Annotated in this window: 16 protein-coding genes; 4 read left to right on the top strand and 12 right to left on the bottom strand. The window is 74.2% G+C overall.

The features are described 5' to 3' along the window. The first annotated feature begins 122 nt into the window (after positions 1-122). Entirely contained in the window at positions 123-2,384 is a 2,262-nt protein-coding gene (locus tag AC1C2W_RS01860) for a helix-turn-helix transcriptional regulator (protein ID WP_495388066.1), read from the top strand. A gap of 28 nt (positions 2,385-2,412) precedes the next feature. Here AC1C2W_RS01860 and AC1C2W_RS01855 read toward each other — a convergent pair whose 3' ends face one another. The 7 genes from AC1C2W_RS01855 to AC1C2W_RS01825 form a co-directional block, all read right to left on the bottom strand. Then, complete coding sequence (locus AC1C2W_RS01855) at positions 2,413-2,730, bottom strand: carboxymuconolactone decarboxylase family protein (RefSeq protein ID WP_495388067.1); 318 nt, start codon at positions 2,728-2,730, stop codon at positions 2,413-2,415. A 245-nt stretch (positions 2,731-2,975) separates the two neighbouring features. Beyond that, a complete protein-coding gene (locus AC1C2W_RS01850) occupies positions 2,976-4,385 on the bottom strand; it encodes a hypothetical protein (protein WP_495388068.1) in 1,410 nt (469 codons plus the stop codon). A gap of 119 nt (positions 4,386-4,504) precedes the next feature. Beyond that, on the bottom strand, positions 4,505-5,008 hold the full coding sequence (locus tag AC1C2W_RS01845; protein WP_495388069.1) for a hypothetical protein: 504 nt from the start codon (positions 5,006-5,008) through the stop codon (positions 4,505-4,507). An 8-nt stretch (positions 5,009-5,016) separates the two neighbouring features. Continuing rightward, positions 5,017-7,383 carry an arylsulfatase gene (locus tag AC1C2W_RS01840; protein WP_495388070.1) on the bottom strand — a complete coding sequence of 789 codons (2,367 nt, stop codon included), beginning with the start codon at positions 7,381-7,383 and terminating at the stop codon, positions 5,017-5,019. Positions 7,384-7,450: 67 nt separating this feature from the next. After that, complete coding sequence (gene ppdK, locus AC1C2W_RS01835; protein ID WP_495412217.1) at positions 7,451-10,183, bottom strand: pyruvate, phosphate dikinase; 2,733 nt, start codon at positions 10,181-10,183, stop codon at positions 7,451-7,453. Beyond that, positions 10,180-11,118 (bottom strand): pyruvate, water dikinase regulatory protein, encoded by a 939-nt coding sequence (locus AC1C2W_RS01830; RefSeq protein ID WP_495412216.1) that lies wholly within the window; start codon positions 11,116-11,118, stop codon positions 10,180-10,182. The genes ppdK and AC1C2W_RS01830 overlap by 4 nt, the downstream gene beginning before the upstream one ends. A gap of 14 nt (positions 11,119-11,132) precedes the next feature. Further along, entirely contained in the window at positions 11,133-12,047 is a 915-nt protein-coding gene (locus AC1C2W_RS01825) for an aminoglycoside phosphotransferase family protein (RefSeq protein ID WP_495388073.1), read from the bottom strand. Between the two features lie 323 nt (positions 12,048-12,370). Between AC1C2W_RS01825 and AC1C2W_RS01820 the strand changes: the two genes are divergently transcribed. Next, positions 12,371-13,579, top strand: coding sequence for an oxygenase MpaB family protein (locus AC1C2W_RS01820; RefSeq protein WP_495388074.1), 1,209 nt, complete (start codon positions 12,371-12,373; stop codon positions 13,577-13,579). A gap of 122 nt (positions 13,580-13,701) precedes the next feature. Here the strand turns inward: AC1C2W_RS01820 and mfd are convergent, their stop codons facing one another. The 4 genes from mfd to AC1C2W_RS01800 form a co-directional block, all read right to left on the bottom strand. Beyond that, positions 13,702-17,325: a transcription-repair coupling factor gene (mfd, locus tag AC1C2W_RS01815; protein ID WP_495412215.1), complete on the bottom strand. Its 3,624-nt coding sequence runs from the start codon at positions 17,323-17,325 to the stop codon at positions 13,702-13,704. A 205-nt stretch (positions 17,326-17,530) separates the two neighbouring features. Further along, a complete protein-coding gene (locus AC1C2W_RS01810) occupies positions 17,531-18,214 on the bottom strand; it encodes a DUF4190 domain-containing protein (protein WP_495388076.1) in 684 nt (227 codons plus the stop codon). Positions 18,215-18,453: 239 nt separating this feature from the next. Further along, positions 18,454-18,675, bottom strand: a complete 222-nt coding sequence (locus AC1C2W_RS01805) for a hypothetical protein (RefSeq protein WP_495388077.1) — start codon at positions 18,673-18,675, stop codon at positions 18,454-18,456. Positions 18,676-19,020: 345 nt separating this feature from the next. Further along, positions 19,021-19,581: a DUF4190 domain-containing protein gene (locus AC1C2W_RS01800; protein WP_495412214.1), complete on the bottom strand. Its 561-nt coding sequence runs from the start codon at positions 19,579-19,581 to the stop codon at positions 19,021-19,023. A 254-nt stretch (positions 19,582-19,835) separates the two neighbouring features. On the opposite strand from AC1C2W_RS01800, the gene lhgO reads away from it, so the two are divergent. Together lhgO and AC1C2W_RS01790 are read left to right on the top strand one after the other, a co-directional pair. After that, positions 19,836-21,044, top strand: coding sequence for an L-2-hydroxyglutarate oxidase (gene lhgO, locus AC1C2W_RS01795; protein WP_495412213.1), 1,209 nt, complete (start codon positions 19,836-19,838; stop codon positions 21,042-21,044). A gap of 22 nt (positions 21,045-21,066) precedes the next feature. After that, complete coding sequence (locus AC1C2W_RS01790) at positions 21,067-21,726, top strand: phosphatase PAP2 family protein (RefSeq protein WP_495412212.1); 660 nt, start codon at positions 21,067-21,069, stop codon at positions 21,724-21,726. On the opposite strand, the gene AC1C2W_RS01785 is transcribed toward AC1C2W_RS01790, so the two are convergent. Next, positions 21,693-22,841: a nucleotidyltransferase domain-containing protein gene (locus AC1C2W_RS01785; RefSeq protein ID WP_495412211.1), complete on the bottom strand. Its 1,149-nt coding sequence runs from the start codon at positions 22,839-22,841 to the stop codon at positions 21,693-21,695. The genes AC1C2W_RS01790 and AC1C2W_RS01785 overlap by 34 nt on opposite strands. Positions 22,842-22,914 lie beyond the last annotated feature (73 nt).

Here is a 22,914-nt window from a genome sequence, read left to right as displayed (position 1 = left end):
CTGCCGACGAGTCGGCGATGCAGTTTGAATCCACGTTCGAAGTATGGGGACCTCGGGCCCCCCTGCGGGTGAATGACGACCGGCACGGTTGTCCGGCCCCCCGACCGTTCTACAGTCGAGAGGTGAGCCGCGAGCCGGGCACGGCACGGGCGCCCGCGGGGCTGGACCGACAGCTCCTCGAGGCCAAGTTCACCGTGCCCCGCCCCCGCGCGGGGACGGTGAGCCGGGCCTGCCTCGTCGACGCGGCCCGGTCGAGCGGGACCCGGGTGGTCGGCGTGACGGCGCCGGCCGGGTACGGCAAGACGACGCTGCTCGCCGAGTGGGCGTCGCGCGACGACCGCGCCGTCACCTGGGTGTCGCTCGATCGGCTGGACGACGACCCGCTGTCCCTGCTCGCCGTCCTCGCCTCCGCGTTCGCGCGGATCCACCCGGGGCACCCGCACCTGGCGGCGGACCTGGCCGGGCGGGATGTCGCGGTGCTCGGAAGGGCCGCGCCCCGGCTGGCTGCTGCCCTGCGCGAGGCCCCCGCGCCCTTCCTGATCGCCCTCGACGACCTGCACGAGCTGCGCTCCCCCGCCTGCCACGACGTGCTCGGCGTCGTCCTCGCCGGGATCCCCGCTGGGTCACAGCTCGTCGCCGCGAGCAGGTCCGAGCAGCCGCACCTCCCGCGGCTGCGCGCGACGGGCGACGTGGTGGAGATCGTCGCGGACGACCTGGCGCTCGACGTCGCAGGCACTGAGCGGGTGTTCGAGGCCTCCCACGTCCCGGTCTCGCGGGAGGTCGCCGCGACCGTCACCGACCGCACGGAGGGCTGGCCGGCGGGCGTCTACCTCGCGTCGCTCGTCGCGCGGCACGGCGACCCGCGCGCCGTGACGATCACCGGGGCCGACCCGTACATCGCCGACTACCTGCAGCGCGAGACGTTCCGGCGGCTGTCCGCGACGACGCGGCGGTTCCTGCGCCGCACCGCCGTGCTGGAGGTCATGTCGGCGCCGCTGTGCGACGCCGTCCTGGGCGAGCGCTCGTCGCACCGCCTGCTGCGGCTCCTCGAGGCGTCGGGCGCGTTCCTCGTCCCGCTCGACCGGCAGCGCGAGTGGTTCCGCTACCACCCCCTCTTCCGGGAGTTTCTGCTCGCCGAGCTCCGGAACGTCGAGCCCACGACGGCCGACACCGTGCGGATCCGCGCGGCCGACTGGTTCGAGGCGCACGGGTCCCCGGAACGGGCCGTCGAGCACCTGCTCGCCACGCCCGAGCGCGACCGGTGCGTCCGGCTGGTCACGCGGATCGTCATGTCGAACTTCCAGGCCGGGCGCGTCGCGACCGTCGAGCGGTGGCTGCGCACCCTGGGCGACGACGCCGTCGCGGGCTACCCGCACCTCGCGGTGCTGGCCGGGTACGTGGCGGTGTACGAGGGGCACGCCCTCGAGGCGGAACGCTGGGGCGCCGTGGCCGACGCCGCGTCGTCCGCGGAGGACCCCGTGGACGGGACCGCCTCCTTCACCTCGGCGCGCGCCATGTACCGGGCGCTGCGCTGTCCCGACGGGCCGCAGCGGATGATCGACGACGCCCGCGTCGCCCTCGCCGAGGAGCCCGGGTGGAGCGTGTGGCGGGACACCGCGCTCACGCTGGCCGGCGACGCGCTCCTGCTCGCGGGGGACGTCGCGGGCGCCGTGCGGCACCTGGAGGACGCCCTCGCCACGGCCGTCGCCCTCGGTAACGCGGACACCCTCGTGTTCAGCGCGGCGCTGCTGGCCCAGCTCGACATGGACCACGACCGCTGGGACGACGCCGCGAAGCGGGCCCGTCTCGCCCTGGACGCCGTCGGGCAGCACCGGATGGGCGACCACGCGACCAGCGCGCTCGGCTACGCCGCCGCGGCGCGCCTCGCGCTGCACCGCGGGGACGTGCCCGCCGCCCGCCGGCGGCTCACCCAGGGGATGCGGGCGCGGGCGTTCTGCACCTTCGCCTTCCCGACGCTCGCCGTGCGGGTGCGCCTCCACCTCGCGCGCGTGAGCTGGTCGACGGGCGACGTCGCCACCGTCCGGCACCTGCTCCGCGAGGTCGACGACGTCCTGCTGCACCGCCCCGCCCTGGGGATGCTGGTCGACGAGGCCGCCGACCTGCGCAAGACGTTCGGCGCGGGGCAACCCCGGTCCCCCGACAGCGTGGTCCCCGGCAGCGTGGGGGCTCCGCTCACGCCCGCCGAGCTCCGGCTCCTGCCGTACCTGCAGACCCACCTGACGATCCGGGAGATCGGGGAGCGGCTCTTCGTGACCCGCAACACCGCCAGCTCACAGGTGGGGTCGATCTACCGCAAGCTCGGCGTCACCTCCCGCGGCGGCGCCGTCGCCCGGGCCACCGGGATGGGGCTGCTCGGCTCCTGAGCACTGCCCGCCCGGTCAGGCTGTCCGATCAGCCTGTCGGGTCCGAGCCGAACGGGTCGTGACCCAGCGCCAGCGCGAGCTTGGGCGCCGCCGCGACCGCGCCTGGCAGCCCGACGATCGGGACGACGGCGACCAGCACGTCGACGATCTCGGCCGTTGTCGCCCCCGCGGTGACGGCCTCGTCCACGAGGCTCCCGTACGTGGGCTCGGCGCCGCCGACCGCGACCAGCGCGGCGAGGCGCGCCAGGGCCACGTCCCTCGGGTCGAGCTCCGTCGGGAGCTCCAGGTCGACGTCGAGCCGCGGGTCGTTCACCGCGAAGCGACGCAGTCGGTCGACGTAGTCCACGGGTCCCCCTCCGGCGTCGGGTCGACCCGTCCATTCGACGCGCGGCGGCGGGCCCGCGCATCACCCCGATCAGGTGATCCCGGCGCCGGACCCCGTTGCCTCCGACCCCGTGCCCTCCGACCCCGTGCCGCCGAGACCAGGGTTTCGACAAGCTCAACCAGCGGCGGGCCGATCGCCTCGACGACGCCGGGGTCATCAACGACGAGGAGTTCACCGCCCTCAAGGAGAAGGCGCTGGGCTGACTCTCACGACGCCGGCTCTGCCGTCGCCGCCGCTCCCGACTCCTCGGGCACGGGCGAGCGGGCCAGCAGCTCCAGGACGGCGACGACCACGCCGGCGACGATCGCGGTCCCGACCACGAGGCCCGGCGTCGGAGAGTCGGCGAGCAACAGCACCAGCGCCGCGAGCGCCACGACGACCACGCGGACGAAGCCGCGGTGCTGCCCGAGCCAGTCGCCGACCGGCCCGGACGACACGCCCCGCCGCTCGCCGTACGTCCGCGCCCGGGCGAATCCCCGGCCGATGCCGGCCCGCAGGCTGCGCGCGGACGCGCTCCCGCCGCCCAGGTAGGCGGCCAGCGCGACGACGAGGCCGAGCACGCCGACGGTGCGCAGCGTGACGCGCAGGAACGACACCAGCTGGTCGTAGAGCACCTCGGCGGCGTCGAGCCGCAGGACGACGTCGTCGAGCGCGTCGAGGTACAGGCCCCGCGCGATCGCGAGCCCGATGCCGAGCACGACCATCCCGGCGGCGAGGGCGAGGCCCGCGACGACGAGCGCGCGGAGCCGGTGCGACGCGACGAGCACGCCGGCCGCGAGCAGGCCCAGCGCGACCCACGGCAGCCACGTGCCCAGCGCGACGACCTGCGCGTACCGGTTCTGGACCTGCACCAGCTGGGAGGTCTCCATGACGGTGAACGTGGCGTCGACCCGGGGGATGTTCGCGGCGATGCCGAGCCCGCGGTCGACGAGGCGCTCCTTGAGGAGGTCGATCATCCCGGCGAGCTGGATGGTGAGCTGGCCGTCCTGCCCGATCTGCAGGAGCTCGCCGCCCTGACCCTCCATGGTGGCGACGAGCTGCCGGTGCGCCGTCCGGTTGGCCTGCCCCCACGCGTCCTCGAACGCGTCGCTCTCGACCACGCCGTCGGCCGCGCGGCGCACGAAGGACCCGACGCCGCTGGTCAGCGGCGCCTCGAGCGCGCCCAGCGCCGTGGCCGCGCGCGGCGGCACGCCCTGCTCCTCCAGCCCGGACACGACCGTCCCGAGGATCGCCGCCACGTCGATCCGCGACATCACGGCCTGGGTGAGGCGGCCGGCCACCGCCGACTTCACCACCGGGTCCTCGGCCAGGGGGCCGACCGTGGCGACGTACCGGTCCGTGTCCGTCAGCGTGCGCTCGGCCCACGCGGCGACCGCGCCCACCGGGGCCAGGACGGCCCCGAGCGCGATGAGCACCACGGCCGCCGCCGCGCGGCCCCGGTGCCGCCGGGACCGGTGCCCGGCCGGGGACCCGCCGTCCGGCGCGTGACCCTGGTCGGTGGCGCCGGCCGCCAGGCGGCGGCGCAGCTCCGCGTTCTCCCGCTCGAGCTCGCCGAGGCGCGTCGTCAGCCGGGACGACGCGACGTCGTCCCCCGGTGCCCCGATCGGAGTGCTCATGCCGACCCCGCCTCTCTGCGGTAGCTCAGACGCGACGACTCAGACGACTCAGACGACTCAGACGACTCAGACGACTCAGACGACTCAGACGACTCAGACGACTCAATGGTGCAGGAGACTCAATGGTGCAGGAGCAGCTTGAGAATGATCATCGCGACACCCAGCATTCCCGCCAACGCGGTCGCGGCGAGGCGTCGGCCGCCGGTCATCCCGCCGGCGGTGCTCATGCGCCAGCCGACGAGCAGGAGCAGCGCGATGTTGACGACGAGGGCGATGTCGGCGGCGAGCGCCGGCTCCACCCGGAGCACGGCCTCGGCCAGCAGCACCACCGCCGGTATCGCGCACGCGGCCAGCATCGGCAGCCCGGCCGCGAAGATCTCACGCCGCTCGCGGGAGTGCAGGGAGCGGCGCAGCGCGGTGCGTGCGGCGATCATGTGGGCGTACGACTCCGCGCACCAGTAGACGGCCAGCGTGCCGCCGAGCAGCGCGGCGATCCGCACGAGCCTGAGGTCCTCCGGCGCCGTCGCGAGCACCGAGCCCGTGACGATCAGGCCGTAGAGGTAGGCGGAGCGCTGCTCGTACGGCACCACCTCCGGGCGAGCCCGTGCACCGTCGTCGCGCACGAGTCCCCTCACTGCCGCGCCATCGCGACCCGGAGACGCTCCTCGGGGCTGACGAAGTGGTCGGAGTCCTCCTTGTCGACGTCGAGCTGGACCCAGCGGAGCCGGCCGGTGAACCGGCTGTCGCGGGCGGTGTAGTCGGGCGAGACGGTGGTGCCGGACTCGTACCCGACGTCCGTCGTCTCGTCGGCGGAGAAGACCAGCGGCTGCGTGGCCTCGACCCGGCCGGTCCCCGCGACGACGCCGTCGTGGTACAGCGAGACGTCGCCGCCCTTGCCCAGCCCGCCGCCGTCGTAGGCGAGCTCGACGCGCAGCTGGTGGGTGCCGGTCGGCACGGGCTCGTCGGCCACCACACGGTAGAGGTGGATGCCCAGCACGTTGTAGGCGAACACGAGCCGCCCGTCGCGGGCGTACACGCTCCACCCGCCGAACCGCCCGCCCTGGGCGATGATCACGCCGTGGACACCGGGGTCGGCGACGTCCACCTCCGCGGTGACGGCGAACGACCGGTTCTTCACGCTCACCACGCTGTTCTCCGAGAGCCGGCCCATGCCCGGGAAAAATAGCTGGGACGTGCCCCGCACGAGCGTGGGGCGACCCGCCAGGGTGGGCTCGAAGCGCTCGCCGGTGCGGTCGTCCATGGGCAGCACCTGGTACTTGGTCGCCTCAATGAGCCACAGCCGCTGCAGCCGCGCGAGGACGTCGGGATGCTGCGCCGCCAGGTCGCGGGCCTGGCTGAAGTCGGCGGACCCGTCGTACAGCTCCCACACGTCGTCGTCGAAGGCGGGCACGGCGCCGCCGGCCAGCTCCCACGGCGTGCGGTGCTTGGTGACGGCGCTCCACCCGCGGTGGTAGAGGCCGCGGTTGCCGAACATCTCGAAGTACTGCAGGTCGTGGCGCTCGTCGGCGTCGGCGTCGCCGAACGCGTACAGCATCGACGTCCCCTCCATGGGCGACTGCAGCACGCCGTTGACCGTGGCCGGCTCCGGCAGTCCCGCGGCCTCCAGCACGGTGGGCGCGACGTCGATGACGTGGGTGAACTGCGACCGCAGCCCGTCGCGCTCGGAGATGCCGCGGGGCCAGTGCACGATCGTCCCGTTGCGGGTGCCACCCCAGTGCGAGGCGACCTGCTTGGTCCACTGGTACGGGGTGTCCATGGCCCAGGCCCAGCCCACGGCGTAGTGGTTGTACGACGTCGGCGAGCCGAACTCGTCCATCTTGCTGCGCATGAACTCGGGCGTCTCGAGGGCGGCCATGCCGTTGAAGTTCGCCATCTCGTTGAACGCGCCGTTGACGGTGCCCTCGGCCGACGCGCCGTTGTCGCCGATGATGTACAGGACGAGCGTGTCGTCGAGGATCTCGAGGTCCACGAGGGTGTCGATCACCCGGCCCACCTGTACGTCGACGTGCTCGAGGAACCCCGCGTACGTCTCCATCTCGCGGGCCAGCACGGGCTTGAGGTCGTCCGGCATCTCGTCCCACGACGGGATCTCGTCGTGCCGGCGCGTGAGCTCCGCGTCCGCCGGGACCACGCCGAGCTCCTGCTGCCGAGCGAACGTCCGCTCCCGCTGCGCGTCCCAGCCGTCGTCGAACGCGCCCCGGTACTTCTCGATCCACTCCGGCGCCACGTGGTGCGGCGCGTGCGTGGCGCCGGGCGCGAGGTAGACGAAGAACGGCCGGTCCGGCATGAGCGCCTTCTGCTGGCGCACCCAGGAGCACGCGTGGTCGACGAGGTCCTCGGTGAGGTGGTAGCCCTCCTCCGGCGTGGCGGGCGGGTCGACGGGCGTGGTGCCGTCGTACAGCGCCGGGTCCCACTGGTTGTTCTCGCCCCCGATGAACCCGTAGAAGGTCTCGAACCCGCCGCCGCCCGTCGGCCACGCGTCGAACGGGCCCATCGGCGACGTCTGCCACACCGGCACCTCGTGACACTTGCCGAACTGCGCCGTCGAGTAGCCGTTGAGCCGCAGCGTCAGCGGCAGCGGGGCCTTCGTGTTGGGGCGCAGGGAGCTGTTGCCGGGCGCCGACGTCGCCGTCTCGGTGATGCTGCCCATGCCCACCGAGTGGTGGTTGCGGCCGGTGAGCAGCGCCTGCCGCGTCGGGGCGCACAGCGCGGTGGTGTGGAACCGGTTGAACCGCAGCCCGCCCCCGGCCAGGCGCTCCGCCGTCGGCGTGTTGCACGGCCCCCCGAACGCGCTCGACGCCCCGAACCCGACGTCGTCCAGCAGGACGACGAGCACGTTCGGCGCGCCCTCGGGCGGCAACAGCGGCTCGATCGGCGGGTAGGAGGTGTCCGGGTCCTTGGCGTCGTAGGTCGTGAGGCCCGGCGCCGGCCGGTCCGGGATGGGCAGCATCGTGCGTGCGTGCGCGTCGGGTCGCATGGCGGCCTCCCCGGTCGGGGCGAAGATGGGGACGCCACCACGCTAGGAAGCGGGCAGCGCCGCCACATCACCCAGACAAGGTGAGGTCGCCGAGCGCGGCACGCGCGGCCGCGAGCCGGGCGATCGGCACCCGGTACGGGGAGCAGGAGACGTAGTCCAGCCCGATCTCGTGGAAGAGGGCGATGGACGCCGGGTCGCCGCCGTGCTCGCCGCACACGCCCGTCTTCAGCCCGGGCGTGGTGTCCCGCCCCTTGCGGACGCCGATCCGCACGAGCTCCCCCACGCCGTCGCGGTCGATGCTCGCGAACGGGTTGGCCGGCACGACCCCGCTGTCGAGGTAGGCCTGCAGGAACGAGCTCTCGGCGTCGTCACGGGAGATGCCGACCGTCGTCTGCGTGAGGTCGTTGGTGCCGAAGGAGAAGAAGTCGGCATGCCGGGCGACGGCGTCCGCGACGAGCGCGGCGCGGGGCAGCTCGATCATCGTGCCGACGGAGTACGGCAGGCCCGCACCGTCCGGTCCGGCCTCCGCCATCTCGTCGGACCACGTCGTCTCGACGACCTCGCGCATCCGCCGCAGCTCCTCGGCGAACCCGACGAGCGGCACCATGATCTCCACCCGGGGGTCCAGCCCACGCGCCCGGACGGCGTAGGCGGCGCGGGCGATGGCTCGCACCTGCATCTGCGCGATCTCCGGGAACAGCAGCGCGAGGCGCACCCCGCGGGTGCCGAGCATCGGGTTCGTCTCGCTGAGCCGCCGGACGTGCGCGAGCAGCGCCCGGGCGTCGCCGAGCTCTCGGCCGGCGGATGCACCCGAGGACCTCGCGTCCTCCAGGCGCTGCACCAGCAACGACTGCTCCACGAGGTCCGGCAGGAACTCGTGCAGGGGCGGGTCGATGAGCCGGATCGTCACCGGCAGCCCGTCCATCGCGGTGAAGATCTCCTCGAAGTCGGCCTGCTGCATCGGGAGCAGCCGGTCGAGAGCCGCCGCCCGCTCGCCGGGCCCCTCGGCGAGGATCATCGCCTGCACGACCGGCAGCCGGTCGGGGGCCATGAACATGTGCTCCGTGCGGCACAGCCCGATGCCCTCGGCCCCGAGCTCGCGCGCCTTCGCGGCGTCGGCGCCCGAGTCGGCATTGGCGCGCACGCCCAGGCGGCGCACGTCGTCGGCCCACGACAGCACCGCGCGGAAGTCGTCGGTGATCCGCGGCGGGATCAGCCGGAGCGCCCCCGCGTACACCTCGCCCGTCGACCCGTCGATCGTGACCGTGTCGTCCTCGGTGAGCACCGTGTCCCCGACGGAGACGGTGCGGGCCTCGGCGTCGATGCGCAGCTGCCCGGCGCCCGCGACGCACGGCTTCCCCATGCCCCGGGCGACGACGGCCGCGTGCGACGTCATCCCGCCGTGCACGGTCAGCACGCCGCGGGCGGCGATGACGCCGTGGATGTCGTCCGGCGTGGTCTCCCAGCGCACGAGCACCACCGCCTCGCCCGCGTCGCCGCGGGCCGCCGCCGTGTCGGCGTCGAAGACGAGCGCCCCGACCCCCGCGCCGGGCGAGGCGTTGAGCCCGCGGGCGAGCGGCGTCTGCCCGTGCTCGGGGTCCAGGCCCGGGTGCAGCATCTGGTCGAGCTGGGCCGGTTCGATGCGGCGCAGCGCGGCCTCCCGGTCGATGACGCCCTCGGCCACCAGGTCCCGCGCGATCTTGAGCGCCGCCGCGGCGGTGCGCTTGCCGGTGCGGGTCTGCAGGAGGTACAGCGTCCCGTCGTCGACGGTGAACTCGATGTCCTGCATGTCGCCGTAGTGCTGCTCGAGCCGCTGCATGGTGTCGAGGAGCTCGCGGTAGGCACCCGGCAGCACCTGCTCCATCTCGGCGAGCGCGCGCGGGGTGCGGATCCCTGCGACGACGTCCTCGCCCTGCGCGTTCAGGAGGAACTCGCCGTAGAGCTCCTTCGCCCCGGTCGACGGGTCGCGCGTGAAGCACACGCCGGTGGCGGAGGTGTCGCCGCGGTTGCCGAACACCATCTGCATGACGTTGACGGCCGTACCGAGGTCGTCGGGGATGCCGTTCGCCCTGCGGTACACGCCGGCGCGCGGGGTGTCCCAGGACGCGAAGACGCCTCCCACGGCGCGGCGCAGCTGCTCGCGCGGGTCGGTCGGCAGGTCCTCGCCCGTGTGGTGCCGCGCGACGGCGCGGAAGGTGGCGACCAGCTCCTGCAGGTCGTCCGCGGTCAGCCCGGTGTCCTCCGCGACGCCGCGGCGACCCTTGAGCGCGGCGATCTCGTCCTCGAACACGTGCCCCGGCACGCCCTCGACCACCTCGCCGTACATCTGCAGGAACCGGCGGTAGCAGTCCCAGGCGAAGCGGGGGTTGCCGGACTCCGCCGCGAGCCCGACCACGGACTCGTCGGAGATCCCCAGGTTGAGGATCGTGTCCATCATCCCGGGCATCGAGACGACCGCCCCGGAGCGGACGGCGACCAGCAGCGGTCGCTCGGCCGCGCCCAGGCGCCGACCGGTCCGCCGCTCGAGGGCGTCGAGGTGGTCGAGGATCTCCTCCCACAGCCCTCCCGGCCAGGTCCCGCCCGCCTCCATCGCGGCCACGCAGGCCTGGGTCGTGACGGTGAACCCATCGGGGACCGGCACGCCGATGCGGATCATCTCCGCGACCCCGGCACCCTTGCCGCCGAGCAGCGGCTTCATCTCAGCGCTGCCCTCGGCGAGGTCGTAGACGAGCCGGCGGCCGCCTCCCGCGGGCTGGTTGCCGCCGGAGCTGGACAGGGGGGTGGGGGCCTGGCTCGTCATCGTTCGGTCGCCTCCGTCTCGGTGCCGGGCGGCGCAGGCCGCCCGTCCGGGTCGTTCCTGTGGCCCTGCTCTGGACCGTCGTCGGGGACTGTACGGGCGCGCTGCCGCGCTGTCACCAGCTCGATGATCCGCCCCGCGGCCTCCTCCAGCGCAAGCGAGGTCGTGTCGAGGACGGGGCAGCCGAGCCGGCGCTGGACGTGCGTGATCTCGTCGAGCTCGTCGAAGATGCGCGAGAGATCGGCGTATCCGCCGAGGCGCCCCGCGTCCTGGGCGCCCGCGCCCATGAGGTCGACCCGCCGGCGGCGGATCGCCACGAGGCGCTCCGGGTCGATCGTGAGGCCGACGATCTTCCACCGCGCGACCCGGGACAGCGCGGCCGGCGGGGCGAGGCCCGCGACCAGCGGGATGTTCGCGGTGCGGTAGCCGAGGTACCCGAGATACATCGACAGCGGCGTCTTGCCGGTCCGGGAGGCGCCGACCAGCACGATCTGCGCCTCGTCGAGGCTCGCGTCGGTGACGTGGCCGTCGTCGTGGGCGACGGCGAACTCCATGGCGTGGATGCGCTCGAAGTAGTCGGCCGCGAGCCCCACCGGATGGACGATCCGCGCCGGCGCGGCCCCGGTGCGCGCCGTGACGGCATCGAGCGCCGGGGTGAGCAGGTCGGCGCACGGGATCCCGAGCTCGGCGCACCGGTCGAGCACCTGGGCGTGCAGCGTCTCGTCGACCACGGTGCAGAACACGACGGCCTCCGAGGGCTCGGCGCGCAGCCGCTCCAGGACGTCGTCCAGGCCCTCCTGGCTGTGCAGCCGGGGGTGCCGCACGACGACCACGTCGAGCGCCGGGTACTGCGGCTGCACGGCGCGCGCCACCCGGGCGCCCGTGTCCCCCGTCGAGTCCGCGACCACGTGGATGACGACCCGCACCGCTGCGACCATGGCCTCAGGCTAGGTCAGGACGCCGTCGCGACCAGCCGCTCCAGCGTGGCGCGGGCCGGCGGCCCCCACGAGGACTTCCCGCCCGGGCGCCCGTGGTCGCCGGCTTCGCCGACGAGGAGCCCGCCCAGCGCGGTGGCCGCGGCCCACCCGCGGGCGCGGCGGCGGGCGGCGTCGTCCGCGCCCGGCCGGTAGGCCGCGTAGAAGCCGTCGACGGCGCCGTCGGGCAGCAGTCGCCACGCGCCGGCGAGGTCGTAGGCCGGGTCGCCCGTGAAGAGGTCGCCGAAGTCGATGACGCCGCAGAGGGCCCCGTCGGCGGTGAGGACGTTGGCCGGGTGCAGGTCACCGTGCAGCCACACCGGTTGGCCCGCCCGGCCGGGCGCGGCGACGGCGTCCGCCCAGACGGCACGGACGGCGTCCGGGTCCGGGACCAGGCCCCGCTCGAACGCCTCGGCGAGGCCCCGCTCGAAGCCCTCGCCGTGGTCCGCCAGCGGGCCGCCCCGCCCACGGCCGGCGGGCCCGTCGTCCGGGGCCGGGCGGTGCAGCGCCGACAGGAAGCCGGCCAGCGCCTCGGCCCCCTCCTCGCCCCGCGTGATCGGGGCGCGGTCGGCGGGCTCGCCCGGCACCCACGTGGTGACGATCCAGGTGCGCGGGAACCGCTCCGTGGGTTTGCCGAGGCGCTGCGGCACGGGCACCGGCAGCGGGAGCCCCGGCGCCAGCCCGGGCAGCCACGCATGCTCCTTGCGCAGCAGCTCGTCGGCCGACGCCGTCGCCCACGGCAGCCGGACGGCGAGGTCGTCGCCCAGGCGCCACAGCTGGTTGTCCCAGCCGCGGGCGCCGAGCTCCAGCGGACGGTCGGCCAGGTCGGGGTGCTGGTCGCGCAGCAGGTCGCGGATCAGATCGGCGGTGATCTCGACGTCGACATCAGTCATGCGGAGCAACGTAGCGGTCGCGACACGGCCACCTGGCGACGGCCTGGCGACGGCCTGGCGACGGCCTGGCGATGACCTGGCGATGACCTGGCGATGACCTGGTGTCGGCTTCGCGTCGAGCCGGTGCCGAGCCGGCGACATCCCCTTCGAGGATCAGCCCGTCGAGGAGCGAGGGGTTGTGCCGCACCGCCGACGGTCATATGTTAATGGCGAATCACAAGTTAACGGCCAGTCACATTGGTACCGGACGGGTAGCGAGCGCCTGGGCGGCGTCGACGATGATGCCCCGGCGACGCCCGTCCCCGTCGGAAACAGGTGGTCACATGAGCGAGATGAAACGGCGCACCCTCTTGACCCTCGGAGCGGCGCTCGGCCTCACGGGTGCGGTCGGTGCGGAGGCGGCCTGGTCCTGGTCGCCCACGAGGTCGGTGCGCGGCAGCGGCACCGGCGTCGACCCGCTGTGGGTCTGGGACGACGAGATCGACCAGATCATGGCCTCGGTGATCACCGACGGGCAGGTGCCCGCGGTCAACGACGCCATCACCCCGTGGGTGGACAACAACCACCCGATCCCCGGTGGCCTGCCGACGGAGCTGTCCGGCTTCCTGCAGCGGGAGGCGCAGCTGCCCGAGTGGGCCGACATGTCCAAGCTGCGCCGCGCCGCCGACTTCAACCGCCGCAAGGACCTGTACCTGTTCCTCATCTACGGGCTCGGCGGCGGCATCATGAGCACCGTCATCCCCCGCGAGGCGAAGTCGGTGTACTGGTCCAAGGGCGGCGCCGACATGCAGGACCGCGCGGCGAAGACGTTCACGTTCGGCTACGACCTGACCGACGTCAACGCCTACGAGCCGGACGGCCAGATGATCGTCACGGCGAACAAGACCCGCCTGGTCCACGCGGCGGTCCGCCACCTGCTGCCCCAGTCGCCGTACTGGAAGGCGGTCGCGGACGAGACGATCCCGATCAGCAACATGGACATCCTCGTCACGTTCCACAGCACCGGCACCTTCGCCCACAAGACGATGAAGGACTGGGGCGTCAAGATGTCGGCCGCCGACGAGGAGGCGTTCCTGCACCACTGGCAGGTGGCACTGCACCTGCTGGGCGTGCACGACGAGTACATCCCCGCATCGTGGGCGGACGCCCACGCGCAGTCCGAGCAGGTGCTCACGCCGCTGCTCGCCCCCACGCCGGAGGGGCGGGACCTCGCCGAGGTGCTGCTCGGCCTCACGGCGCAGGTCGACCTCGGCGTCACGCGCGGGTTCCTCAACGAGTTCGTGATCTACCAGCTGGGCCCCGACGTCGCCGACTGGCTCGACCTGAGGCGCGACCCCGCGTCGAGGGTGCTCATCCGCACCGTCTGGCCCACCTACATCGCGTTCCGCGAGGGCCTGCTGCCGGTCGCGCCGTACTCGTTCCGCCTGTTCGACAAGTTCGTCAAGGCCCTCGGCATGGCGTTCCTGAACAAGGGGCAGTCCGGCAAGACGACCCCCATCACCATCCCCGACGTCAACCGTCCCGGCGTCTGACCTCCCGCTGGTTGAGCTTGCCGAACCCGCTGGTAGAGCTTGTCGAAACCCGCTGGTTGAGCTTGTCGAAACCGGGTTTCGACAAGCTCAACCAGCGGCTCGACCAGCGGGTTTCGACAGGCTCAACCAGCGGTGCGCGTGCCTACGCCCGCGGCGGCGGCCACGTCGCCCAGGATGACTCCGTCGATGAGCTGCCGCGCCCACGTGAGCACCTCCGCGCCGCGCAGCGGGCGGCCCCCGATGCGTGCCGTCGTCGGGAACGGCACGAGGAACGCCCGGATGGCGGGCTTGAGGATGGTGCCCGGATACAGGCGCTTGAGCCGCAGCTCGGCCGACTCGGGCAGGTCCACGGGAGCGAAGCGCACGAACTTACCCTGGGCGGTGACGTCGGTGAGGCCGGCCCGGCGGGCGTGGTTGCGGAAGCCCGCCACCTCGAACAGGGCGGAGGCGACCTCGGGCAGCGTGCCGTAGCGGTCCACCAGCTCGGCGCGCACCTCGGCCAGCTCGGGTGCGTCCTGCGCGGACGCGATCTTCTTGTACGCCTCGAGGCGCAGCCGCTCGGTGGCGATGTACGACTCGGGCAGGTGCGCGTCCACCGGCAGCTCGATGGTGACCTCCGGCTGCTCCTCCTCGCGCTCGCCGCGGAACGCGGCCACGGCCTCGCCCACCATGCGCACGTACAGGTCGAAGCCGACGCCCGCGATGTGCCCCGACTGCTCGCCACCGAGCAGGTTGCCCGCGCCGCGGATCTCGAGGTCCTTCATCGCGATCTGCATGCCCGCGCCGAGGTCGGTGTGGGCCGCCATCGTCGCGAGGCGGTCGTGGGCCGTGTCGGTGAGCGGCCGCTCCGGCGGGTACAGGAAGTACGCGTACGCGCGCTCGCGGCCACGGCCCACGCGGCCCCGCAGCTGGTGCAGCTGGGACAGGCCGAGCACGTCGGCCCGCTCGAGGACGAGCGTGTTGGCGTTGGAGATGTCCAGGCCGGTCTCGATGATCGTGGTGCAGACCAGCACGTCCAGCTCCTTCTCCCAGAAGCCGCGGATCACCTGGTCGAGCTGGCGCTCGCTCATCTTGCCGTGCGCCACACCGATGCGGGCCTCCGGCACGAGCTCCGCCAGGCGGGACGCCGTCTTCTGGATCGTCTCCACCTTGTTGTGCACGTAGAAGACCTGGCCCTCGCGCAGCAGCTCGCGGCGGAGCGCGGCGGTGATCTGCCGCTCCTCGTAGGCGCCCACGTACGTGAGCACCGGGTGCCGCTCCTCCGGCGGCGTGGCCAGCGTCGACATCTCGCGGATGCCGGTGACCGCCATCTCCAGCGTGCGCGGGATCGGCGTCGCGGACATCGCGAGGACGTCGACGTTGGTGCGCAGCTGCTTGAGCGTCTCCTTGTGCTCGACGCCGAAGCGCTGCTCCTCGTCCACGATCACCAGGCCCAGGTCCTTGAACTTCACCGACCCGGTGAGCAGGCGGTGGGTGCCGATGACGACGTCGACCGTGCCGTTCGCCAGGCCCTCCACCGTGTCGGCGGACTCCTTGTCCGACTGGAACCGCGACAGCGCGCGCACGGTCACCGGGAACCCGGCGTACCGCTCGGAAAACGTGTCGAAGTGCTGCTGCACCAGCAGCGTCGTCGGCACGAGGATGGCGACCTGCTTGCCGTCCTGCACAGCCTTGAACGCCGCCCGGATGGCGATCTCCGTCTTGCCGTAGCCGACGTCGCCGCACACGAGGCGGTCCATCGGCACCGCCTTCTCCATGTCGGCCTTGACCTCGTCGATCGTCACGAGCTGGTCGGGCGTCTCGACGTACGCGAACGCGTCCTCGAGCTCGCGCTGCCACGGGGTGTCCGGGCCGAAGGCGTACCCCTGCGTGGCCATGCGCGCCGAGTAGAGGCGGATGAGCTCGCCCGCGATCTCCTTGACGTGCTTGCGGGCGCGCGCCTTGGTGTTCTTCCAGTCCGCGCCGCCCAACTTGGACAGCGACGGCGACTCCCCGCCCGTGTACTTGGTGACCTGGTCGAGCTGGTCCGTGGGCACGAACAGCCGGTCGCCCGGCTGGCCGCGCTTGGACGGGGCGTACTCGATGACGAGGTACTCGCGCGTCGCGGCGTTCGCCCCCGCGCCGAGCGTGCGCTGCACCATCTCGACGAACCGGCCCACGCCGTGCTGCTCGTGCACCACGAAGTCTCCCGCGCGCAGCTGCAGCGGGTCGACGACGTTGCGGCGCCGGCTCGGCATCTTGCGCATGTCGCGGGTCGTGGAGCCCTGCCGGCCCGTGAGGTCGGCCTCGCTGAAGACGGCGAGCTGCAGGTCGGGGGCGACGAACCCCTTGCCCACCAGCGCCGGAGCGACCAGCACGACCCCGCCCTCGGGCTCCTCCCCCAGCTCGGCCACGAGCCGGGCCGCGGTGTCGACGGCCGAGAGCTGCTCCACCATGCGCTTGGCCGGGCCGTGCCCCTCGGTGGTGAGCACCAGCCGCCAGCCCGCACGCTGCAGCGTCTGGACGTCGTCGAGCGCGCGCTGCACGTCGCCGCGGTACGACTCGATGTCGCGGGCGCCGACGGTGAACGTCGTGACTCCGTCGGCGTCGGGCTCGCGGACGGGCGCGATCACCTCGTCCGCGTCGGCGTCGTCGGGCACGTCGAGGCCGAAGGAGGACAGCGTCCACCAGCCCAGGCCGCGGCGGGCAGCGACGTCGCGCACCTCGGCGAACGTCTCGAAGGACGCGGCCGACAGGTCGATCGGCGCCGCTCCCCCGGCGACGGCCCCGGTCCAGGCGGCGGCGAGGAACTCCTCGGTGGTGGCGACGAGGTCGTGCGCGCGGCGGCGGACGCGCTCGGGCTCGTCGATGACGAGCAGCGCGTCGTCGGGCACGAGGTCGAGCACCGGCACCATGCGGTCCACGAGCACGGGCGCGAGCGACTCCATGCCCTCGACGGCGACGCCCGCGGCGAGCCGGTCGAGCATCTCGATCGCGCCGGGCAGCCGCTCCACGAGCCCGGCCGCGCGCTCGCGCACGGCGTCGGTGAGCAGGATCTCGCGGCACGGTGGGGCCCACAGGCCCCGTTCGGCGGTCTCGAGGGAGCGCTGGTCGGCGACGGCGAACCACCGGATCTCGGTGACCTCGTCGCCCCAGAACTCGATGCGCAGCGGGTGGTCCTCGGTGGGCGGGAAGGCGTCGAGGATGCCGCCGCGCACCGCGAACTCCCCGCGCCGCTCGACCATGTCGACGCGCGTGTAGGCGGCCGCGACGAGCCGGTCGCCCACGTCGGTGAGGTCGGCCGTGGTGCCGGCGTGCAGCTCGACCGGCTCCAGCTCCCCGAGCCCGTCGACCACCGGCTGCAGCAGGGCCCGCGTCGGCATGATCAGCAGCCGGATCGGCCCGGTCTGGCCCGTCGCGGGCGCCGGGTGCGCGAGCCGTCGGAACACGGCGAGCCGCTTGGCCACCGTGTCCGCGCGCGGCGACAGGCGCTCGTGCGGCAGCGTCTCCCACGCCGGCAGCACCGCGACGTCGTCCGCGCGCTCGTCGGGCAGGTATGCGCGCACCGACGCGGCGAGCTCGTCGGCCTCCCGGCCGGTGGCGGTGACGACGACGAGCGGGCGCCGCTCGGCCGCCGCGGCCAGCAGGGGCGCACGCACGCCGGGCGGGCCGACGACGTCGGCGAACCCGCGCAGGGCGACGTGCTCGAGCGCGGCCGAGGCGCCGGGGTCGGCGAGGAGAGCAGGGACGATGCCGGTGAGGTTCATGCAGGTCCTTCGGGGCGAGGCTTTCGGGCGCAGCTCGACTGTGCAGGCACGACAACAGGCCCAGCTCTCCCCGGGACGCACGTGGTGCTCCGCGGTTGTTACCAGAGGGGCACAACGAGGCCGGCGGGGGTGCCGGGCGTGCCGCACCAGACTACGCCGACCCTCCGACGCCCCCGTGGAGCCCGAACGGAGCTCCCTCGCGGGGTCAGTTGCCCGAGGGGAGGCGGTCGCGGACGTCGTCGGGCAGGAGGTCCTCGGGGACGCTCGAGAGGAGGTCGTCGCACGAGGCGCCGTCGCCGCCCTGGCACTGGTCGGCGAGGTCGCGCAGCTCGTCCGCCTGGCCGACGGTGCCCACGAGCTCCCGCAGGTCGCCCAGGGAGACGTCGCCGGTGAGGCCGCCGAGCAGGAGGTCGGGCAGGGACAGATCGGCCTGGGTGAGCTGTTCAGCCTGCTCGAGCCCGTTCTCGATGTCCTCGCCGTACGCGTTCCAGAACAGCACGCCCGCGACCACGACGAGCGCGGTGAAGACCACCTGGATCGTCCCGAGCGTGACCCCCGTGGCGGCCATCCCCCGGCCGCCGCTGCCGCGGCGGCGCGTGCGGTCCAGGCCGATGCTGCCCAGGATGATCGCGAGGATCCCCAGCAGCGGCACCACGAAGCCGAAGAGGCCCGTGACGAGAGATGCGACCGCCGTCGGCTCCGTGCCGCGCCGCACGGCGGAACCGCCGTTCGACTGACCGCCCTGCCGACCGCCTTGCCGACCGCCCTGCTGACCGCCCTGCTGCCCGGCCGGTGGGCGGGCGTGCGCGGGCGGTGCCGCGTGCCGCTGCGGAGGGAGCACCTGGGTGGGCGGGACGGCGCGAGGGGCGTCCCCGTACTGCTGGCTCATGTTCCTCCTGGTCACTGACGGTCCTTGCACGGCCGGCGCCGCCCGAGCCGCGATGCTATCGACCCGCCGGGGGGCGGCGACAGGCCCCCGGTCGTCTTCGCCGGAACAGCACAGGACCCACGGGAGACGGCCGTGACAGGCGACCACTACCCGGGGCGGCTACCCGCGACCGGCGGGCACGGCGTCCGACCCGACGGTCACGTCCTCGAGCCCGCGCGCGTGCGCCGTCACCTCGAGGCTCAGGTCGCGCCCGACGTCGGCACTCCCGACCAGGTACGTGGACCCGGGACGGAGGTGAGCACCCACGGGTCGGCGTCCCCGCGGAGCACCTGTCCCGTCAGCGCGAGCAGCCGGGCCAGGTCGGTGACGGCGCCGCGCGCGGTGCCGTGCCGGGTGTCGGGGACGTCGACGGGCGGCCGGGCGTTGACCAGCCCGTCGGGCTCCGGCACGTCGGCGGTCACGAGCCGCCCCACGCCCCACCGGGCCGTGGACTGGTAGCCGGCGCCCGTCGGGTCCGCCCGCGCCGAGCAGGTCGACCGCGGCCTCGACGACGTACCCGCCGCCGGCTGCCACGTTCGCGCCCATGATGCCGGTCACACCGCGCCGCTCCCCATCAGCGCGGCGGCCGCTGCACCATCGACCGCCCGCCTCACCCGCTGCCGCATCGGCGCTCCCACGCGATCGGTGGGGCCCCGGCTCCGACAGGTGGTTCGCCCGGGTCCGACGGCACGTCAGTGTGCCGTCGACGGCACCGTAAGGGGCCGACCGCATTACGGGCAATGGTTGAACCAAAGGGCCCGGGTCGCTCACCCCAGCGCGGACCAGTCGTACTCCCGGGGTCCGTCGTAGTTCTGCCAGTCCATCTCCGAGAAGAACGCGATCCCCAGCACGACGAGGACGAGCCAGACGACGATCCACACCGCCCCCAGCACGATGCCGGCGATCGCCATCCCCTTGCCCTGCTGGCCCGTGCGGTTGATCCGCGACAGCCCGATGATGCCCAGCACGATCGGGATGATCGCCAGCCCGAGGATGCCCGTGACGAGGGCCGCGATCGACCACCCGTCCGTGCCCGCCGACGGCTGGTACTGCTGCGGGTACGGCTGGGCGTACTGCTGCGGGTACGGCTGGGCGTACTGCTGGGGTTGCGGCTGCGGCGGCCCGCCGGGCTGCTGCGCAGACGGCTGCGGGGGCTGCTGCGGGTGCGGCGGCGGGTGCGGCGGCGGGCTCGGTCGCCCCTTCGGGCCTTGCGGGCCCTGCGGTGTGCCCGGCGGCCCTCCCGGCTGCGGGTGCGGTTCCGGCGGGCCGGTCGGGTCGCCGGGCCGAGGCTCGTACGGGTTCGGCTGGTTGCCGTCGTCCTGGCTCATGGCCGTACCTCCTGGTGGGGACCCTGCCCTCCCACTATGCCTGTTCACCCGGCCGTTCACCCCCCGGCGACGCCCCTGACCAGGCCCGCGGCTGGCATCCTGAGAACCGGCGGGCCGGGCCTGGGACCCGGCCCGCCACCACCGGGCCGGCAGAGGCCGGATCGCGCCCCGACCTCGGGCCCGACCGAGGGTCAGACTGGAGGCCAGACCGGGGTGCTGGAGGCCAGACCGGGGTGCCGGACCGAGGAGGGATCGTGCGGGTACTCGTCGTCGGTGGAGGGATCATCGGGCTCGCGACCGCCGCACGCCTCGCGCGCCGCGGCGACGACGTGACCGTGCTGGAGAAGGAGCGCGACCTCGCCAGCCACCAGACCGGCCGCAACTCGGGCGTCATCCACTCCGGCCTCTACTACGCGCCGGGCAGCCTCAAGGCCCGGCTCGGCACGGCGGGCGCGGCGTCCATGACACGGTTCGCCGCCGAGCACGGCGTGCCCGTCGCCACCACCGGCAAGCTCGTGGTCGCGACCGGGGCCGACGAGCTCGACCGCCTGCACGTGCTGGCAGAGCGGGGCGCCGCGAACGGCGTGCCCGTGCGCGAGCTGAGCCCCGTCGAGGCCCGCGAGCACGAGCCCGACGTGGCGTGCGTCGGGGCGCTGCGTGTCGAGACCACGGGCGTCGTCGACTACCAGGGCGTGTGCGCCGTCCTCGCCCGGCAGGTGCGCGACGCCGGCGGCGCCGTGCTGCTCCGCCGCGCGCTGCACGGCGCCCGCGTCGTCGGCGCGCAGGTGCTGGCCGACGTCGCGGACGTCGCGACCGGCGAGCGTCACGAGCTGGTCGCCGACGCGCTCGTCGTCTGCGGCGGCCTGCACGCCGACCGCCTCGCACTCGCGTGCGGCGTCGACCCCGGCGCCCGCATCGTGCCGTTCCGCGGCGAGTACTTCGACCTGGCACCCACCGCCGCGGACCGGGTGCACGGCCTCGTGTACCCCGTGCCCGACCCGCGGTTTCCGTTCCTCGGCGTGCACCTCACCCGGGGCGTGCACGGCGACGTGCACGCCGGCCCCAACGCGGTGCTCGCGCTCGCCCGCGAGGGCTACCGGCGCGGCGACCTCGCGTGGCGCGACGTGCGGGACGCCGTGTCCTGGCCCGGCCTGTGGCGCCTGGCGGGGCGCCACCTCGCGCCCGCCGCCGGGGAGGTGGCCCGGTCGATGTCGCGCACGCTGTTCGCCGCGTCGGTCGCGCGCCTGCTGCCCGGCACGACGGCGGACGACCTGCACCCCGCGCCCGCCGGCGTGCGGGCCCAGGCCGTGGCCCGCGACGGCTCGCTGGTGGACGACTTCCTCGTCCGCACCGCGCCGCGCCAGGTGCACGTGATCAACGCGCCGTCGCCCGCCGCCACCGCGTCGCTGGAGATCGCCCGGCACATCGAGGCCGAGCTGGACCGGATGGCGGCCGCGGCGTGAGGGCACGACGCGGGCGGGTCGGATGATGGCTCGACGACGGCGCGCGGGCACGCTCGTGCGCTCCCCGGGCGGCGTCGCGCTGACGGTCTCCGTCCTGTCGTCAGTCCTGTTCGCTGCCCTGTTCGCGCTCTCGGTGCTCACCGCACCGGGCCAGCGTGCGGACATCTCCGGCTTCGCGCTCCTGACCGCATCCGAGCCCGTCGTCGGGCTCGCCCGGCTGGGGCGCGTGCTCCTCCCGGCCCTCGTGGCGGGCGGGCTGGCGGTGGCTCTCGTCGTCGCCGCGCGCCGCAAGGAGTGGTCGCGCGCGCTGGCGGCCGCAGGCCTGCCGCTCGCCGTGCTCCTGCTGGCCACCCTGCTCCGTGACGGCCCGCTCCCCCGGCCCTACCTGGGTGCCAACGGCTACCTGCACAACACGTTCCCCAGCGCCCACACGGCGACGCTCGCGGCAGCCTGCGTCGGCATCGCGCTCGTGGGCGGCCACCGCCTCGGCCCACGGACGGCGGCGGCGCTCGCGGCGGTGGTCGCCCTCGCCTGCTGGGCAAACGTCGCGTCGCTAGCCCATCGGCCGAGCGACGTCCTGGGTGCGCTGCTCCTGGTGGGCGCCGCCGCGCCCTGGGCGGTCCTCGCGGCCCGCCACCGCGGCGGCCTTCACCCTGTGCCGGAGTCCACGAACCGGAGGTAGTCGGCGCGAGCGCGCGGATCCGGGACGTCGAGCCGCAGGGCCTTGTCCGTGGCACCGGGCGCCCCGCGGCGGATCGCCCGCTCGATCCGCCGATCCGCCAGAGTGTCGCGCACGAGAGCGGCCGCCGTGGACCAGGCCTCCGGTCGCGCGCTCGAGTACAGGCGACCGCTGCGGTGGGCGTCGCCCGGCAGGTCCGGGAACGCGATCCGCGCGTCGAGCGCGGCCGTCGCTGCCCCCAGCGCTCCCGGCCTCCGCAGGCCGGTCTCCCCCAGGTCACCCAGCACCCGCGCCGCCCGGTCGAGCACGAGGCCGACCGGCACCTCTAGGCGCATGATCCGGGCGCGGGCCCCGATCTCGGCCCGCGCGCCGTCGCACGCCTCGACCCCACGCGCCACGTCCACAAGCCACATCAGCCGCCCGGCCCCGGACTGCGCCGCGTGGAACGCGAGCACCAGCACCGTGTCGACGGGGTCGAACGTCGGGACGGACCGGCCGCCGCCCACGTCCACGGGTCGGCGCCGGGCGATCATCGCGTCGTGGTCCGTGCGGAACGTGCGCCGGGTGCTCTGCGGGACGGCGACGTCCCAGTGCAGGTCGAGCGGCACCCCGAGGGGCCCGCGCATCGCGTACTCGGCCCGCCGCTCGGCGGCCATGAGCGGCCAGTTGCGGTCCACGCCCGTGCACCCGGCGGCCTCGAGCGCCTCGACCGCCCGCCGGAACTGCGCGCGGGGCACGTACAGGTCGAGGTCGTAGTACTCGCGCATGTCCGGCGCCGGCCACAGGACTGCGGCCATCGGCCCCTTCCCCACCACCCACGGCACGCCGGCGCCGTCCAGCGCCCTGCCGAGGCCGGCGAGCTCCGCGAGCACCCCGAGGTGCCGCACCACCTGCTCGTCCCTCGCCCGCCGCAGCGGCGCTCGCCACGGCTCGGGGCAGTCCGGCTGCGCGACGACGTGCTTCGCGACGGCGGGCAGGATCCGGTGGTCCTGCGCGGCCTCCGCCAGCTGCTCCAGCGGGATGGCGTCGAGCCGGACGGGCGAGGGCCTCCCCGGGGACAGCACGGAGTCGACCAGGACCTGTCCCAGCGGCCGACGCTCCGTCGCTCCTGCCTCCACCTCGGCAGAATAGGTGGCGGGGTCCCGGCGCGGGCCCTGCAGAGCGGGCGAATTATCGGCCCGACGCCACCTC

Source organism: Isoptericola sp. Y581 (assembly GCF_059445475.1).
The sequence above is the reverse complement of the archived record's forward strand: the minus strand, read 5'-3'. Positions and strand labels throughout refer to the sequence as shown.